Annotated in this window: 11 protein-coding genes; 1 reads left to right on the forward strand and 10 read right to left on the reverse strand. The window is 70.0% G+C overall.

The window, feature by feature from the left end:
- Positions 1-106 precede the first annotated feature (106 nt).
- From IGS68_RS24760 to IGS68_RS24775, 4 genes are read right to left on the reverse strand one after another with little or no spacing between them, the layout of a single operon-like run.
- Positions 107-895 carry an electron transfer flavoprotein subunit beta gene (locus IGS68_RS24760; RefSeq protein ID WP_201075093.1) on the reverse strand — a complete coding sequence of 263 codons (789 nt, stop codon included), beginning with the start codon at positions 893-895 and terminating at the stop codon, positions 107-109.
- Positions 888-2117: an electron transfer flavoprotein subunit alpha/FixB family protein gene (locus tag IGS68_RS24765; protein ID WP_201075094.1), complete on the reverse strand. Its 1230-nt coding sequence runs from the start codon at positions 2115-2117 to the stop codon at positions 888-890. The genes IGS68_RS24760 and IGS68_RS24765 overlap by 8 nt, the downstream gene beginning before the upstream one ends.
- Positions 2114-4006 carry a DUF3483 domain-containing protein gene (locus tag IGS68_RS24770; RefSeq protein WP_201075095.1) on the reverse strand — a complete coding sequence of 631 codons (1893 nt, stop codon included), beginning with the start codon at positions 4004-4006 and terminating at the stop codon, positions 2114-2116. Before IGS68_RS24770 ends, IGS68_RS24765 begins: the two co-directional genes overlap by 4 nt.
- A gap of 8 nt (positions 4007-4014) precedes the next feature.
- Positions 4015-6051 (reverse strand): NADH:flavin oxidoreductase, encoded by a 2037-nt coding sequence (locus IGS68_RS24775; protein WP_201075096.1) that lies wholly within the window; start codon positions 6049-6051, stop codon positions 4015-4017.
- A gap of 150 nt (positions 6052-6201) precedes the next feature.
- On the opposite strand from IGS68_RS24775, the gene IGS68_RS24780 reads away from it, so the two are divergent.
- A complete protein-coding gene (locus IGS68_RS24780; RefSeq protein ID WP_201075097.1) occupies positions 6202-6666 on the forward strand; it encodes a DUF4351 domain-containing protein in 465 nt (154 codons plus the stop codon).
- A 36-nt stretch (positions 6667-6702) separates the two neighbouring features.
- Here the strand turns inward: IGS68_RS24780 and glyA are convergent, their stop codons facing one another.
- Genes glyA through IGS68_RS24810 form a run of 6 tightly spaced genes read right to left on the reverse strand, consistent with a single transcriptional unit; the run spans position 6703 to position 14664 of the window.
- Positions 6703-8016: a serine hydroxymethyltransferase gene (gene glyA, locus IGS68_RS24785; protein WP_201081660.1), complete on the reverse strand. Its 1314-nt coding sequence runs from the start codon at positions 8014-8016 to the stop codon at positions 6703-6705.
- A gap of 28 nt (positions 8017-8044) precedes the next feature.
- Positions 8045-9424 (reverse strand): L-serine ammonia-lyase, encoded by a 1380-nt coding sequence (locus IGS68_RS24790; RefSeq protein WP_201075105.1) that lies wholly within the window; start codon positions 9422-9424, stop codon positions 8045-8047.
- A 29-nt stretch (positions 9425-9453) separates the two neighbouring features.
- The gene (locus tag IGS68_RS24795; RefSeq protein ID WP_201075107.1) at positions 9454-10044 is read right to left on the reverse strand and encodes a sarcosine oxidase subunit gamma; all 591 of its coding nucleotides are present in this window, start codon (positions 10042-10044) and stop codon (positions 9454-9456) included.
- Positions 10037-13060, reverse strand: coding sequence for a sarcosine oxidase subunit alpha (locus IGS68_RS24800; protein WP_201075110.1), 3024 nt, complete (start codon positions 13058-13060; stop codon positions 10037-10039). The genes IGS68_RS24795 and IGS68_RS24800 overlap by 8 nt, the downstream gene beginning before the upstream one ends.
- Positions 13057-13389: a sarcosine oxidase subunit delta gene (locus tag IGS68_RS24805; RefSeq protein ID WP_201075112.1), complete on the reverse strand. Its 333-nt coding sequence runs from the start codon at positions 13387-13389 to the stop codon at positions 13057-13059. Before IGS68_RS24805 ends, IGS68_RS24800 begins: the two co-directional genes overlap by 4 nt.
- Positions 13390-13410: 21 nt before the next feature.
- Complete coding sequence (locus tag IGS68_RS24810) at positions 13411-14664, reverse strand: sarcosine oxidase subunit beta family protein (protein WP_201075114.1); 1254 nt, start codon at positions 14662-14664, stop codon at positions 13411-13413.
- Positions 14665-14704 lie beyond the last annotated feature (40 nt).

A 14704-nucleotide genomic window follows, 5' to 3' on the forward strand; every position in this document is an offset into this window, starting at 1 on the left:
AACGGAGTCTTTGCTCGTTATGCCCTCGAACGCTGCTTTCATCTCATGGTCCTCTTCCCTGTTTTTACATCGGTTACCTGCAACTGTACCCGCATGCTTATTTCATTCAACGAATCATTCCCTGTTCGATCAGGCAGTCGTAGATCGCCGACGCCGCGTCTTCAGGCGACGGACGGACCATCAGCCTGCCCTGTCCGGTCCTGGCCTCGGTCGCCGCCTTCAGCCGGTCGAGCGCCGAGCCGCCCCGCCGGGACGCCATCAGCCTGGGCCTGGCCCGCCACGGCCGAACGGCGCAATCCGCGAGGAAGTCGTCGGCGGCGGCCTCGGCCGGCAGGACGTCGACGGCGCCGCGCCGGGCGCGGGCGAATGCGCCCTGGCGCGCCGCCGGCGCCGATCCATGCAAAGTCGCGACCAGAGGCAGTCCGGCACCGACCAGCCGGCGCCGTCCGCGCGGCAGCGCCTGGGTCAACTCGGCGCCGCCGCCGGAAAGCTCCAGCGCGACAACGTCCGGAACGAGCGTACGTTCCAGCGACCGTGCCACCAGATAAGGCACCATGCCGCTGTCTTCGCCACCTTCGGCGACCGCCCCGGCCAGGACGAGCGCCGGCGCCAGCTCCCGCAGCCGGGAGACCAGTGCAGGAACCGGGTCGGTGCCGGACGGCAGGTCCAGGACCTCCAGCCGGTCCAGGCCCATGCCCAGGTAATCTCGGAGCGCCGGGTTCGCCGGGTCTCCCGCATGGAGCGCATGGATGCGGGCGGCATGGCCGGTTTCGACCAGCCGCAGCGCCAGTTCCAGCGCCTGGGCGTCGAGCGGCGCCCGCCTGGGGCGGCCCGATGCCGGGTGGCGGCCGGCGGAGAGCAGGACGGCGACCTCGATCATCCGAACATCAACCATGTGCGCCCCGCTCGCGGCGGCGCTCGCGCGCATGGCGGATCAGGGCCGGCATGACCGCCTGCGCGTCGGCCACGATGGCGAGGTCGGCACGCTTGATCATCTCGGCGTGAAGGTCGGTGTTGACGGCGATGACGTGCTTTACCTCCGTGATGCCTTGCAGGTGCTGGGGCGCCCCCGCGATCCCCAGCGCGAAATAGCAGCGCGCCGTCACCAGGGTGCCGGACGCGCCGATCTGGCGGTCCCGGGGCAGATGCCCGGCATCGCAGACCACGCGGCTGCCGCCGCGCGTGGCTCCCAGAGCCTCCGCCAGTTCGGCGAACGCCTCCCAGTCCGTCAGGCCGTTGCCGGCGCTGAGGATGAAGTCCGCCTCGGCCAGCGAAAGCCGGTCGGGGTCGGTCTCCAGCAGGCGCGCGGAGCGGATGCCCGGCGACGTCGGGAAGGCCGGATCCGGAGCCGGGATCGGACGCGCCTCGTGGCGGACATCGTCGAGCGGCGGAACGGCGTCGGGAGCGATGCTCATCAGCCGCGACGGGGCGCGGCCCAGTTCCGACGAACCGCCGCGGGCGCGCCGGCCCGCCTGGGTCGCGGTCAGTGCCTGGACACCCGGAAAGAGCCGTTCGCCTGTGGCTGCCGCGACGCGGCGCGCCAGATCGGCACCGCCGGAAGCACTCTCGGCAAACAGCACGTGTCGCGGCTTCAGACTGTCCACCGCGGCGAGCACCAGGGCGGCGCGCCGCTCCGGGCAATAACCGGCGAATGGTTCGAAGTCAACCTTCATAGCCCGATCGATACCGGCGGCACCCAGGTCGGACTCCCCGTCGATGCCGGCGGAGAGCGCCGCCACGGCACCTCCACCGGCATCGGCGAGGATGCGTCCGGCGGCGATCACCTGGCGGTCATGGTCGGTCATCCGTCCGTCGGGCTGGTCCAGGACGACCAGCACCAGGAACGCCGGGTCGTCGATGATCCGGACGGAAGGCCCCGCCTCGGCGGCGGTCTCCGGCCGGCCCTGCTGCCCCGGAAGGGCCAGGGCGGCGCCGCTCCAGTCGATGCGGCGCCGCGCTCCGACCAGGACGGCGGCAGCCGCGCGCTCGGCCCGGGGATCGCGGCGGCGCCTGCCGCCCGGTGCCGGGGCGGCTCCCCGGGCGATGCGCCGGCGCGGCTGTTCCGACACCGTCAGGGCCAGCAGCTCGGCCCGGGGATCGCGCCGCTTGCGGGTCATGGCCGCGGCTCCGTGGCGGCCAGGACCAGTTCGGCGATCTCGGCGACCTGCGGCCTCGGCCCGACGACGCCTTCGAGCATCAGCGCGCAGTTGGGGCAGGCCACCGCCACCGTCGCGGCGCCGGTCGCGCGGGCATGGTCCATGCGGACATCGGGAATGCGCCGCTCGCCCGCCACGTCGGTCAGCGGCGCGCCGCCCCCGCCGCCGCAACAGCTCGACCGCAGGCCGGAGCGCTCCATCTCGACGCGGACTACGCCGATCGCGTCGAGAAGATCCCGGGGCGCCTCGATCTCGCCGTTGTAGCGGCCGAGATAGCAGGGATCATGGTAGGTGACGGAGTCCGGGAGGCGGGTTTCGACCGTCAGCCGTCCTTCACGCAGCAGGTCCAGCAGGAAGGCGGTGTGGTGGACCACCGGAACGTCGAGCCCGAACGGCCTGTACTCGTTGCGGAGCGTATGGAGGGCATGGGGGTCGGCCGTGACGATGCGGTCGAAGCGATGACGGCGCAACGTGGTGACGTTGCGCCGTGCCAGATCCTGGAATGTCGCCTCGTCGCCGAGCCGCCGGGCGACGTCGCCGCAGTCCAGCTCCTCCGCCCCCAGCACCGCGAAATCGACGCCGGCGCGGCGCAGCAGCCTCACCAGCGCCCTCAGGGAACGCTGGGTCCGCAGCTCGAACGCGCCGTCGCCCAGCCACAGCAGCACGTCGCACTCTCCCTTGTCGGCCAGAACCGGCAGGTCCAGGTCCACCGCCCAGTCCAGCCGCCGGGACAGCGGCCGTCCTCCGGGATTGTCGGTCGCCCGGAGTTCCTCCAGCATGCCGGCGGCCTTGCCCGGGGTGGCGCCCAGTTCCAGGGTCTGGAAGCGCCGCAGGTCGACCACGGCATCGACATGCTCGATCATCATCGGGCACTCCTGAACGCAGGCGCGGCAGGTGGTGCAGGCCCAGAGGGTATCGGGATGCACCGTCGGGCCGATGACGGGTTCGGCGGGACCGCCATGGGCATTGCCGACGGGGCGTCCGGGATGGCCGTGGCCGGCATAGGAGCGGTCCGTCGCATCCTCGTCCAGCGCCGTCACCAGGTCCTGGATCAGCTTCTTGGGGTTCAGCGGCAGGCCGGCGGCATAGGCCGGGCAGGCCGTCTCGCACCGGCCGCACTGGACGCAGGCGTCGAAACCCAGCAGCCGGTTCCAGTCGAAATCCACTGGACGCTCCGCGCCCAGGCGCGGCGCCTCCAGGTCGAGAGGCCGGATCGCGCTGTCGCGGCCGGCGCCGTCCCGGAAACGCAGGGGGCGGGGATGGGCGACCAGATGGAGGGCGCCGTGGATCGCGTGCTTCAACGGACCCTTCCACACGCCGAGCACCAGTTCGGCGCAGCCCCAGGCGCCGACCAGGACCAGCGCCAGGGACAGCCATCCCGGCAGGACGCCCCCGGCCGCCTGGTCCAGCGCCACCGCCAGGAAGGCCGCGGCATAGGCCAGCAGTGCGAAGGGCAGCCGGCTGAAGCGTCCGCCGGACAGTTCCGCCGGCCGCTCGACCCGGCGGCGCCAGCCGACCATCAGGCCGCCCGCCAGCATGGCCGCCAGCGCCAGGCTCAGCAGGCCCCAGACGGCGCCGTGCCGCAGCGGCGGCACGGCCAGCGCCACGATCAGCACCAGCGAGGCGAGGAAGCCCCCGGCCGTCAGCGCGTGGAACCGGGAATTGAAGCTGTTGCGCGCCACGACCTCGTGGACATCGACCAGGTAGCGGCGCGGCAGCGCCCTCAGCCCGGCGACGATATCCACGTCGGCCGCGCGGCCGGCCCGCCAGCGCCGGGCCTGGACCAGGGCCAGCAGCAGGCCGGCGGCCAGGGTGGCGATGACGATGGCGGAGAGCGTCGTCGCGATCATGCCGGCACTCACAGGTCCTTGCACAGGCGGGCGGCGTCGTAGATCGCCGCATGGATGTTGCGCCCGGCGACGCCGTCGCCGATGCGGTACAGGACCGCGTGCCCGTTGCTCCGATGGGGTTGCGGCCGGCCCTCGACCAGGGCCCGCAGGTCCAGCTCGCCCCGGTTGACCGAGCGCTCCTTCAGGTCGAAATACAGGCTCTCGTTGGGCAGGGTGCCGAACTCGACCACGACCTGATCGACCAGCCGCTCCTCCTCCTCGTGGGTGAACTCGTTGCGCAGCACGGCGACCAGCTTGTTGCCTTCCCGGTAGATCTCGGTGAGCTGGAGGTTGGGCGACATGACGACGCCCAGCTTGTACAGCTCGCGCAGGTGGATCGGCTGGTTGGTGGCCCCGACCTCCTCCGCGATCATGCGGTCCTGGGTCGCGATCTCCACCAGGGCGCCCCGTTTCGCCAGGAACTCGGCGCAGGACGGGGCGTGGTGCTGGCCGGTGCCGTCGTACAGCAGGATGTTGTCGGCGGGCTCCACCGTGCCGGACAGCATGTCCCAGGTGGTGACGGCCAGCTCGGCGCCCTTGACGTCGCCCCGGCTGGGATGGCCGCCGGTCGCCAGGATGATCACGTCGGGGTTCTCCGCCTCGATCAGGGCGGGGGTCGCCTCGACGCCCAGCCGCATGTCGGTGCCGAGACTGGTCGCCTGCTGGGTCAGCCAGCGGGTGATGCCGGTCAGGGCCTCCCGCCAGGTCGCCTTGGCGGCGATGGTGATCTGGCCTCCGGTCGCTGCGTTCTTCTCGAACAGCACGACGGAATGGCCGCGCTCGGCGCAGACCCGGGCCGCCTCCAGCCCGCCGGGTCCGCCGCCGACGACGACGACGCGCTTCTTCGCGTCGGCCTTGGGGATGACGTGCGGCATCGTCCGCTCGCGGCCGGTGGCGGCGTTCTGGATGCACAAGGCGTCGCCTCCGGCATAGATCCGGTCGATGCAGTAGCCGGCGCCGACGCATTGCCGGATATCGTCCATCCGCCCTTCCATCAGCTTCCGCACGAGATGCGGGTCGGCGATGTGGGCGCGGGTCATGGCGACCATGTCCACGTGCCCCTCGGCCACGGCGCGGCCGGCGGTGTTCAGGTCGGTCACCCGCTGGGCGTGGAAGACGGGGATGTCCACCTCGCGCTTGATGGCGCTGGGGAGGAACAGGAAGGGTGCCACCGGGAACGACATGTTGGGCAGCACGATCGCGTGGGCCAGATGGTCCCGCGCCTGCCCGCCCAGGATGTTGGCGAAGTCGATCAGCCCGCGCTCCGCATAGGTGCGCGCGATGGCGACGCAGTCCTCGTGGGTCAGGCCGTCGTCGATCAGCTCGTCGCCGGACATGCGGATGCCGATGACGTAGTCGTCGCCGACCGCCTCCCGGCAGGCCTCCAGAACCTCGATGCCGAAGCGCATGCGGTTCTCCAGGCTGCCGCCGTACCTGTCGGTGCGCCTGTTGACCGAGGGGCTCCAGAACTGGTCGATCAGGTGGCCATGGGCGGCCGACAGCTCGAACCCGTCGAGCCCGCCCTCCTTGCAGCGGCGCGCCGCGGCGGCGTAGTCGGCGACGATGCGCCGGATATCGGTGTCCTCCATCTCCTTCGGGATGGTCCGGCTGGCCGCCTCCCGCCTGGGCGAGGCCGACACGGTCGGCAGCCAGTTCTCGGTGTCCCACTTGGTCCGCCGGCCCATATGGGTGAGCTGGACCATCAGCGCCGCGCCGTGGGCATGGACGCGGTCGGAGAACTCCCGGAAGAACGGCACGACGCTGTCGTCGGCGACCGAGATCTGGTTCCACGGGGCCGCCGGGCTGTCGAGCGCCACCGACGACGAGCCGCCGAACATGGTCAGCCCGATGCCGCCTTTCGCCTTCTCCTCGTGATAGAGCTGGTAGCGCTCCTTGGGCTTGCCGTCCGAACCGTAGGATGGCGCGTGCGACGTGCTCATCACCCGGTTGCGGATGGTCAGGTGCTTGATTTTCAAGGGGCGGAGAAGCGCTTCGACGGGAGACATTTGACCTCGGTTCCCCATCATTGTGACAGTCCCAAGAATTCGCTGGCGGCGGCAGGGGCACCTGCCCTAGCGCGACAATTTTCCGTCAAGTTGCGACAAGGTGTCCGATACTCCTTTTGCGGCAACCGGCAGCCATCCTGGGACGCGGCCGTGGTCTCTGCCGACCCGGCGTCGGAACGCCTATGGCGTGCCGGCCGCGACGCCGATCCGCCGGAGACGCTGGAGCGGCTGCTGACGGTGGGGGCGGAAGCGGGCTTGGCGGTGATCGTGTCGGTGGTCAGATACCTGTTCAGCGCGGCGGAGACCCTGGACCGCCAGCACTTGAGGACGATCTTGGGCCGCATCGTGCCGGAGGAGAGTGAAATGATCATGTCGAACGCGCTTCGCGAAGTCATGGCCGAGGCCCGCGCCGAGGGCGTCATCCTGGGCGAAGCCAAGGGCGAGGACAGGGGTAAGGCCGAGGTGTTGCTCCGGCAACTCGGCCAACGCTTCGGAGCGGTGCCGGAGGAGGTGGCCCAACGGGTGCGGGCGGCGTCGATGGACGATCTGGACCGTTGGGCCGAAACCATTTTCGACGCGCCGACGCTCGACGCGGTCTTCAACGATCTTCATTGAAGAGTGGCGGCGCGGACCCTTCCGCGCCGCCGGGTTTCACTCCGCGGCAGCCGCCAAGGGCACTCCGGAATAAATCGGGAAGCGGGCGCACAGGGCCTGCACCTTTTCCCGGACCTGGGCTTCCACGGCGGCGTTGTCGCCGGAGCCGCCGGCGGCGGCCAGCCCATCGAGCACCTGGGTGATCATCTCGCCGACCTGGGTGAACTCCGCCGTGCCGAAGCCCCGCGTCGTGGCGGCCGGGGTGCCGAGGCGCACGCCGGAGGTCACCATCGGCTTTTCCGGGTCGAACGGGATGCCGTTCTTGTTGCAGGTCATCCCGGCGCGCTCCAGGCTCGCTTCAGCCGCCTTGCCGGTCAGGCCCTTGGGCCGCAGGTCGACCAGCACGATGTGGCTGTCGGTTCCGCCCGACACGATATCGACCCCGCCCTCGACCAGCCGCGAGGCCAGCGCGCGGGCATTGTCGACGACCGAGCGGGCATAGCTCCTGAAGTCCGGCCGAAGCGCCTCGCCGAACGACACCGCCTTCGCGGCGATCACATGCATCAGCGGACCGCCCTGCAATCCCGGGAACACGGCGGAGTTGATCTTCTTGCCCAGGTCAGCGTCGTTCGACAGCACCATGCCTCCGCGCGGACCCCGGAGCGTCTTGTGCGTCGTCGTGGTGGTGACGTGGGCGTGCGGAACCGGATTGGGATAGACGCCGCCCGCGATCAGGCCGGCATAGTGGGCCATGTCCACCATCAGGTATGCCCCGACCTCGTCGGCGATGGCGCGGAACGCCGCGAAGTCGATCACCCGGGGATAGGCCGAGCCGCCGGCGACGATCAGCTTCGGCCTGTGCTCGCGCGCGAGGTCGCGGACCTGGCCGTAGTCGATCCGCGCGTCGTCGCGCCGGACGCCGTACTGCACCGCGTTGAACCATTTGCCGGACTGGTTGACCGAGGCGCCGTGGGTCAGGTGTCCGCCCGCCGCCAGCGACATGCCGAGGATGGTGTCGCCCGGCTGGAGCAGCGCCATGAAGACCGCCTGGTTGGCCTGCGCGCCCGAGTGGGGCTGGACGTTCGCATAGGAGCAGCCGAACAGCGCCTTGGCCCGGTCGATCGCGAGCTGCTCGGCGACGTCGACGAACTCGCAGCCGCCGTAGTAGCGGCGGCCGGGATAGCCCTCCGCGTACTTGTTGGTCAGGACGGAGCCCTGGGCCTCCAGCACGGCGGAAGAGACGATGTTCTCCGACGCGATCAGCTCGATCTGGTCCTGCTGCCGGTGCAGTTCCCGGGCAAGGGAGGACGCCAGTTCGGAATCGCTATCGGCGAGGCGGGCGGTGAAGAACCGTTCGATGGAGTGCGACATGTCAAAGCCCTTCAGCATTCGATGCCCTTCAGCATTCGATAAAGTTGACGGCGAGGCCGCCAAGCGAGGTTTCCTTGTATTTCGTCTGCATGTCGGCGCCGGTCTCGCGCATGGTGCGGATCACCTTGTCGAGCGAGACATGATGCTGGCCGTCGCTGCGCAACGCCAGACGCGCGGCGTTGATCGCCTTGGTGGCCCCGATCGCGTTGCGCTCGATGCAGGGGATCTGGACGAGGCCGCCGATGGGATCGCAGGTCAGGCCCAGATTGTGCTCCATTCCGATCTCGGCCGCGTTCTCGACCTGCTCCGGCGTACCGCCCTGGGCGGCGGCAAGGCCGGCCGCCGCCATGGAGCAGGCGACGCCGACCTCCCCCTGGCATCCGACCTCCGCCCCGGAGATTGAGGCGTTGCGCTTGTACAGCCCGCCGATGGCGCCGGCCGTCAGCAGGAAGGTGAAGACGCCCTGCTCGCTGCGGCCGAAGCAGAAGCGGTCGTAGTAGTGAAGCACCGCCGGGATCAGGCCGGCCGCCCCGTTGGTCGGCGCCGTGACGACGCGCCCGCCCGCCGCGTTCTCCTCGTTGACGGCGATGGCGTAGAGGCTGACCCAGTCCATGATCGCCATGGGATCGCGGAGCGACGCCTCCGCCCTGCCGTTCAGCTCGCGGTGCAACGCCGCGGCGCGGCGGCGGACATCCAGGCCGCCCGGCAGCTTTCCTTCCTGCGTCAGTCCGCGGGCGACGCAGGCCTGCATGGCATCCCAGATGCGGCGCAGGCCGGCGTCGATCTCGGCATCGGTCCGCCGGACCCGCTCGTTGGCCCGCATCATGTCGGCGATCGACAGGCCGGAGGCGCGGGCCGCCTCCAGCATCTGGCTGCCGCTCACGAAATCGTAGGGCACCGGAGGCGCATCGGCCACGCGCTCGTTGCGGAACATCTCCTCCTCCGTCACGACGAATCCGCCGCCGATAGAGTAGAAGATCCGGGTGTCCAGCACCGTTCCGTCGGCATCCAGCGCCGTGAAGCGCATGCCGTTGGGATGGCCCGGGAGGGTTTCGTCGCGGCGAAGCGTCAGGTCTGTCTCGGGGTCGAAGCCGATCTCATGCCGTTCCCCCAGGGTTATCCGGCGTCCTGCTCCGATGCCTTCCAGGATACTGGGGATCAGATCGGGATCGATGGTTTCGGGTTCGGCTCCGGACAGGCCCAGCAGCACGGCCCGATCGGTGCCGTGGCCGACGCCGGTCAGCGCCAGCGAGCCGAACAGTTCCGCCGTGACGCGATGAATTGCGGTGAGCCCGCCCCGTTCATCCAGCGCCCGGATGAAGGCGGCGGCGGCCTTCATCGGTCCGACGGTGTGGGAGCTGGACGGCCCGATGCCGATCTTGAAGATGTCGAACACGCTGACCGACATGACCACCCCCGTTGGATGTGAGAAAGCCGTTAGCGCCGGTACTCCGCCATGGCGTCGCTCAGCCACATCCAGGTGTATTCGGTGAAGGACCGGCGGGGATAGACGTCGTAGGTGGGCGCGTCGTCGATCTGGTGCAGGATGATGCCGGCGCGGGCGAGCAGCGTCTGGGCGCACTGCCCCGGCTTGAAGCTGGCCGGATGCAGGTCGAGGCTGCATCCTTTCATCAGCGTCTCGCGGGCGCCGGGGCCGGAAAGGCGCAGGCGGGTGCGGTTGCCGGTCACGTCGGTGACGGCGGCATGAAGGTCGCCCAGGGCCTCGCGCAGCCGGTCGATCAGCGCGGCTTCGTCGCCCGGCGGGGTCACCAGCAGCCACTCGTCCGGCCCCAGCCAAAGCACGGTCACGTCGGCGGCCGAGGTCACCGTATTGGCGCTGAGCGGCAACACGCAGCCGAGCACGGCGCCGACCGTGCGGACGAACCTGGGATCGGACGGCCGCCCGCGCAGGTTGATCTGGCCGGGCGGCGTCAGTTCAGCAAGCCGGAGACCGGAACCGCCGGCCAGCGCCGCGACGGCCTGGGCGAAGCGCTCGGCGCCGCCGCGCCGGAGCAGGGTGTCAGCCATGGAGACGCACTCCCTCGGGATCGTAGAACACGGGCTTGGTGACGGCGCACTTGACGGTCTTGCCGCCCTCCAGCGGCGCGTAGACGTGCTGGTCCATCCGGTTGAAGCCGTCGGAGACCAGCGCCAGCGCGATCGAGCGGCCCAGCGTGTCGCTGAAATAGCTCGACGTCACGTGGCCCAGCATCGCGACCGGCGGATGGCCGTCGGCGGTGGCGGTCAGCTGCGCCCCCTCTGGCAATACTTCGTTCGGGTCTTCGGTCAGGAGGCCGACCAGCTGCTTGCGGTCGCTCCGCGCCGTATCCTCGCGGGTGAAGGACCTCTTGCCGATGAAATCGGCCTTCTGCTTGGACACCACCCAGCCCATGCCGAGGTCCTGGGGCGTCACCGTCGCGTCCGTCTCCTGCCCGACGATGATGTAGCCCTTCTCGGCGCGCAGCACGTGCATCGTCTCGGTGCCGTAGGGCGTGATGCCGTGCTTTTCGCCGACCCGCATGATCTCTTCCCAGAGATGCAGGCCGTGCTGGGCCGGCACGTTGATCTCGTACGAAAGCTCCCCGGTGAAGCTGATGCGGAAGATCCGGGCCGGCACGCCCGCCACCGCCGCCTCGCGGTAGGACATGAAGGGGAACGCCTCGGCGCCCAGGTCCAGCCCGGGCGCCAGTTCGGCCAGCACCTCGCGGGCCTTCGGGCCGGCGATGGAAGCCGTCGCCCAGTGCTCGGTGACGGAAGTCAGGAACACGCGCAGGTCCGGCCATTCGGTCTGGATATAGTCCTCCAGCCAGTCAAGAACCTTGGCGGCGTTGCCGGTGGTGGTGGTCATCAGGAAATGGTTGGGGCCGAGGCGCGTGGTCACGCCGTCGTCCATCACCATCCCGTCCTCCTTGCACATCACGCCGTAGCGGCAGCGGCCCACCTCCAGCTTCAGGAAGGCGTTGGTGTAGACGCGGTTCAGCAGTTGGGCCGCGTCGGGACCCTGGATGTCGATCTTGCCCAGGGTCGAGGCGTCGAGCACGCCGACCGCGTTGCGCACGGCGCGGCACTCGCGCCGGACGGCGGCATGCATGTCCTCCCCGCCCCGCGGGAAGTACCAGGGCCGCTTCCACTGGCCGACATCCTCGAACGCGGCGCCGTGGGCGACGTGCCAGGACTGCATCGGCGTGACGCGCGCCGCGTCGGCCAGTTCGCCCACGTCGCGGCCGGCCAGCACGCCGTAGGTGGTCGGCGTATAGGGCGGGCGGAAGGTGGTGGTGCCGACCTGCGGGATCGGCGAGGCCAGCGACTTCGCCAGGATCGCCAGGGCGTTGACGTTGGAGGTCTTGCCCTGGTCGGTGCCCATCCCCGTGGTGGTATAGCGCTTGAGATGCTCGACCGACTGGTACCCCTCGCGGGACGCCAGCAGCACGTCGGCGGCGGACACGTCGTTCTGGAAATCGACGAAGTGCTTGGCCTTGCCATGGCCGACCGGGGCCGTGGTCGGCACGATCCAGAGCGGCCGGATCGGCTGCTGCGGCACCGAAGCCGCCTGGGGAACCGCCGGGGCCGTGCCGTCGCCGTGGCCGGCGGCCCGCGCCGCCTCCGCGCCGGCGGCGGCGCCCTCCGCAAGGCAGCCGGGCAGGTCGAAGGTGCCCTTGCAGGAACCCGCCGACCTCTCGGCCTGGACCGACACGCCCGGAACGAAGCAGGCCAGCGCATCGTCGTAGCGCAGCTTGCCGGTCGATTGCGAGAACAGGTGGACCGCCGGGTTCCAGCCGCCCGACATGGCGACGAGGTCGCACTCGATCCGCGTCGGGGCGCCGATCACGCCTTCGCCGGGACCGTTCATCGTCATGACGTCGACGCCGGTCACCCGCTTGGACCCATGGGTCGCGGTGATCGCCGTGTTCGCCAGGATGCGCATGCCGCGCCGCTTCGCCTCCGCCGCCAGCGGGCCGCCGGCCTGGGTGCGCAGATCGACGATCGCGGCGATCCCGATGCCGACGTCATGCATGTCGAGGGCGGCGGCGTAGGCGCTGTCGTTGTTGGTCAACACCACGGCGCTGCGGCCCGGCAGGGTTCCGAAGCGGTTGACATAGGTCCGGGCGGCGCCCGCCAGCATGACGCCGGGACGGTCGTTGTCGGCGAAGACCAGCGGGCGCTCGTGCGCCCCGGTCGCCAGCACAACCTGCTTCGCGCGGACCTTCCAGAGCCGCTGGCGGGAGATCCCGGGCGCCGAGCCGCGCGGCAGGTGGTCGGTCCGACGCTCCGCCAGGATCAGGTAATTGTGGTCGTAATAGCCGGTCACGGTGGTGCGCGGCAGAAGGCGCACCTCGGGGAAGCCCTTCAGCTCCGCGACCGCGTCGCGGACCCAGTCGGCGGCCGGACGGCCGTCGATGGTCTCATGGGTGCCGAGCAGCGAACCGCCGAACTCGTTCTGCTCGTCCGCCAGGATGACGCGCGCTCCCGTCCGGGCGGCGGCCAGCGCCGCCATCAGGCCGGACGGGCCCGCGCCGGCGACCAGCACGTCGGCATGGACATGCATCTTGTCGTAGAAGTCGGGATCGGGCTCGGCAGGCGCCTTGCCCAGGCCCGCCGCCCGGCGGATCACCGGCTCGTAGACCTTCATCCAGAAGCTCTGCGGATGCATGAAGGTCTTGTAGTAGAAGCCGGCGACGAAGACCTTGGACAGCACGTTGTTGATGGCGCCCACGTCGGTCTCGACCGACGGCCAGGCGTTCTGGCTTCCGGCGACCAGGCCCTCGTAGATCTCGATCTGGGTCGCCCGCAGGTTCGGTTCGGTCCGGCCGCCGCGCTCCAGCTGGATCAGCGCGTTCGGCTCCTCCGACCCGGCGGACAGGATGCCGCGCGGGCGGTGGTACTTGAAGCTGCGCCCGACGAGATGGACGCCGTTGGCGAGCAGGGCCGAGGCCAGCGTGTCGCCCTCGTAGCCGGTGTGGCGGCGGCCGTTGAAGGTGAAGGTGACGGGCCGCCCCCGGTCGATCCGGCCGCCGGAAGAAGTCCGGAAAGCGCCGTTGGTCATGACCCGCTCCCCTGCCTGGGTTCCTTCGTCTCGACCATCGGTTCGTCGGACTGCTCCGCGACGGCATCGGTGCCGCCGATCGGATAGACCCGCAGGATCCGGTTGGTCACGGTATGGCGCTCGACGTTGAACCAGCGGCGGCAGCCGTGGCTGTGGACCCAGCGTTCGCGGTGGGCGCCCTTGGGGTTGGTGCGCATGAACAGGAACTCGGCCCATTCGGCATCGGACAGGGCGGAGGGATCGGCCGGGCGTGCGCGGTGGGCTTCGCCGCCGTAGCCGAACTCGGTCTCGTCGCGCGGGCCGCACCAGGGGCAATTGATCAGAAGCATGGCGGGTTCCTCAGACAGGGCTCAGTGGGCGACGGCGGCGGCGCCGTGCTCATCGATGAGATGGCCGGTGGTGAATCGCTCCAGCCCGAAGGCGGCGTTCAGCGCGTGCGGCTCGCCCCGCGCGATGGTATGCGCGAAGACGAAGCCGGACCCCGGCGTCGCCTTGAAGCCGCCGGTTCCCCAGCCGCAGTTGATGAACAGGTTCTCGACCGGCGTCTTGGAGATGATCGGGCTGGCGTCGGGGCAGACATCGACGATGCCGCCCCACTGGCGCAGCATGCGCAGCCGGCTGAAGATCGGGAACAGTTCCAGAAGCGCTCCCATCTGGTGCTCGATCACGTGGAAGCTGCCGCGCTGGCCATAGCCGGTATAGGCGTCGATGCCGGCGCCCATGACCAGCTCGCCCTTGTCCGACTGGCTGACATAGACGTGGACCGTGTTGGACATCACGACGCAGTCGATCACCGGCTTGACCGGCTCCGACACCAGCGCCTGGAGCGGATGGCTCTCCACCGGCAGCCGCAGGTCGGCCATGCCCGCCACCACGCTGGAATGGCCGGCGGCGACGATGCCGACCTTGCGCGCCTTGACGAAGCCCATGGAGGTCTCGACGCCGACCACCTTGCCGTTCTCGCGGCGGATGCCGGTGACCTCGCAGTTCTGGATGATGTCGACGCCCCGGGCGCTGGCGGCCCGCGCGAAGCCCCAGGCGACCGCGTCGTGGCGGGCGGTGCCGGCGCGGCGCTGCAGGGTGCCGCCCATGATCGGATAGCGGACATCCTTGGAGATGTTGATGATCGGGCAGAATTCCTTCACCTGCTCGGCCGTCAGCCACTCGCTGTCGATGCCGTTGAGCCGCAGCGCGTTCACCCGGCGCATGCCCTCGCGCACGTCGCCCAGGTTATGGGCGAGGTTGAGCACGCCGCGCTGGCTGAACATGATGTTGTAGTTCAGCTCCTGGCTCAGGCCCTCGTAGAGCTGGAGCGACTTCTCGTAGAGGGCGGCGCTCTCGTCCCACAGGTAGTTGGACCGGATGATGGTGGTGTTGCGGCCGGTATTGCCGCCGCCCAGCCAGCTCCGCTCGATCACCGCGACGTTGGTGATGCCGTGCTCCTTGGCGAGGTAATAGGCCGTCGCCAGCCCGTGCCCGCCGCCGCCGATGATCACGACGTCGTAGCCGTCGGCCTTAGGCCGGTTGTCGCGCCAGGCGCGATCCCAATTCTGATGGTGCGACGCCGCGTTCTTCACGAGGGAGAAAATCGAGTATTTCGCCATGCCAGCCTCACCCTGTACCGTGGGCCAACGCTATCGCGGA

This window comes from Skermanella sp. TT6, assembly GCF_016653635.2.
Lineage (GTDB): Bacteria > Pseudomonadota > Alphaproteobacteria > Azospirillales > Azospirillaceae > Skermanella > Skermanella cutis.

Bases quoted from the DNA above. Each gene is read 5' to 3' on its own strand.
- IGS68_RS24810 (WP_201075114.1), bottom strand. From the start codon at position 14,664: ATGGCGAAATACTCGATTTTCTCCCTCGTGAAGAACGCGGCGTCGCAC.
- IGS68_RS24800 (WP_201075110.1), bottom strand. From the start codon at position 13,060: ATGACCAACGGCGCTTTCCGGACTTCTTCCGGCGGCCGGATCGACCGG.
- glyA (WP_201081660.1), bottom strand. From the start codon at position 8,016: ATGTCGCACTCCATCGAACGGTTCTTCACCGCCCGCCTCGCCGATAGC.
- IGS68_RS24770 (WP_201075095.1), bottom strand. From the start codon at position 4,006: ATGATCGCGACGACGCTCTCCGCCATCGTCATCGCCACCCTGGCCGCC.
- IGS68_RS24775 (WP_201075096.1), bottom strand. From the start codon at position 6,051: ATGTCTCCCGTCGAAGCGCTTCTCCGCCCCTTGAAAATCAAGCACCTG.
- IGS68_RS24795 (WP_201075107.1), bottom strand. From the start codon at position 10,044: ATGGCTGACACCCTGCTCCGGCGCGGCGGCGCCGAGCGCTTCGCCCAG.
- IGS68_RS24805 (WP_201075112.1), bottom strand. From the start codon at position 13,389: ATGCTTCTGATCAATTGCCCCTGGTGCGGCCCGCGCGACGAGACCGAG.
- IGS68_RS24790 (WP_201075105.1), bottom strand. From the start codon at position 9,424: ATGTCGGTCAGCGTGTTCGACATCTTCAAGATCGGCATCGGGCCGTCC.
- IGS68_RS24765 (WP_201075094.1), bottom strand. From the start codon at position 2,117: ATGACCCGCAAGCGGCGCGATCCCCGGGCCGAGCTGCTGGCCCTGACG.
- IGS68_RS24760 (WP_201075093.1), bottom strand. From the start codon at position 895: ATGGTTGATGTTCGGATGATCGAGGTCGCCGTCCTGCTCTCCGCCGGC.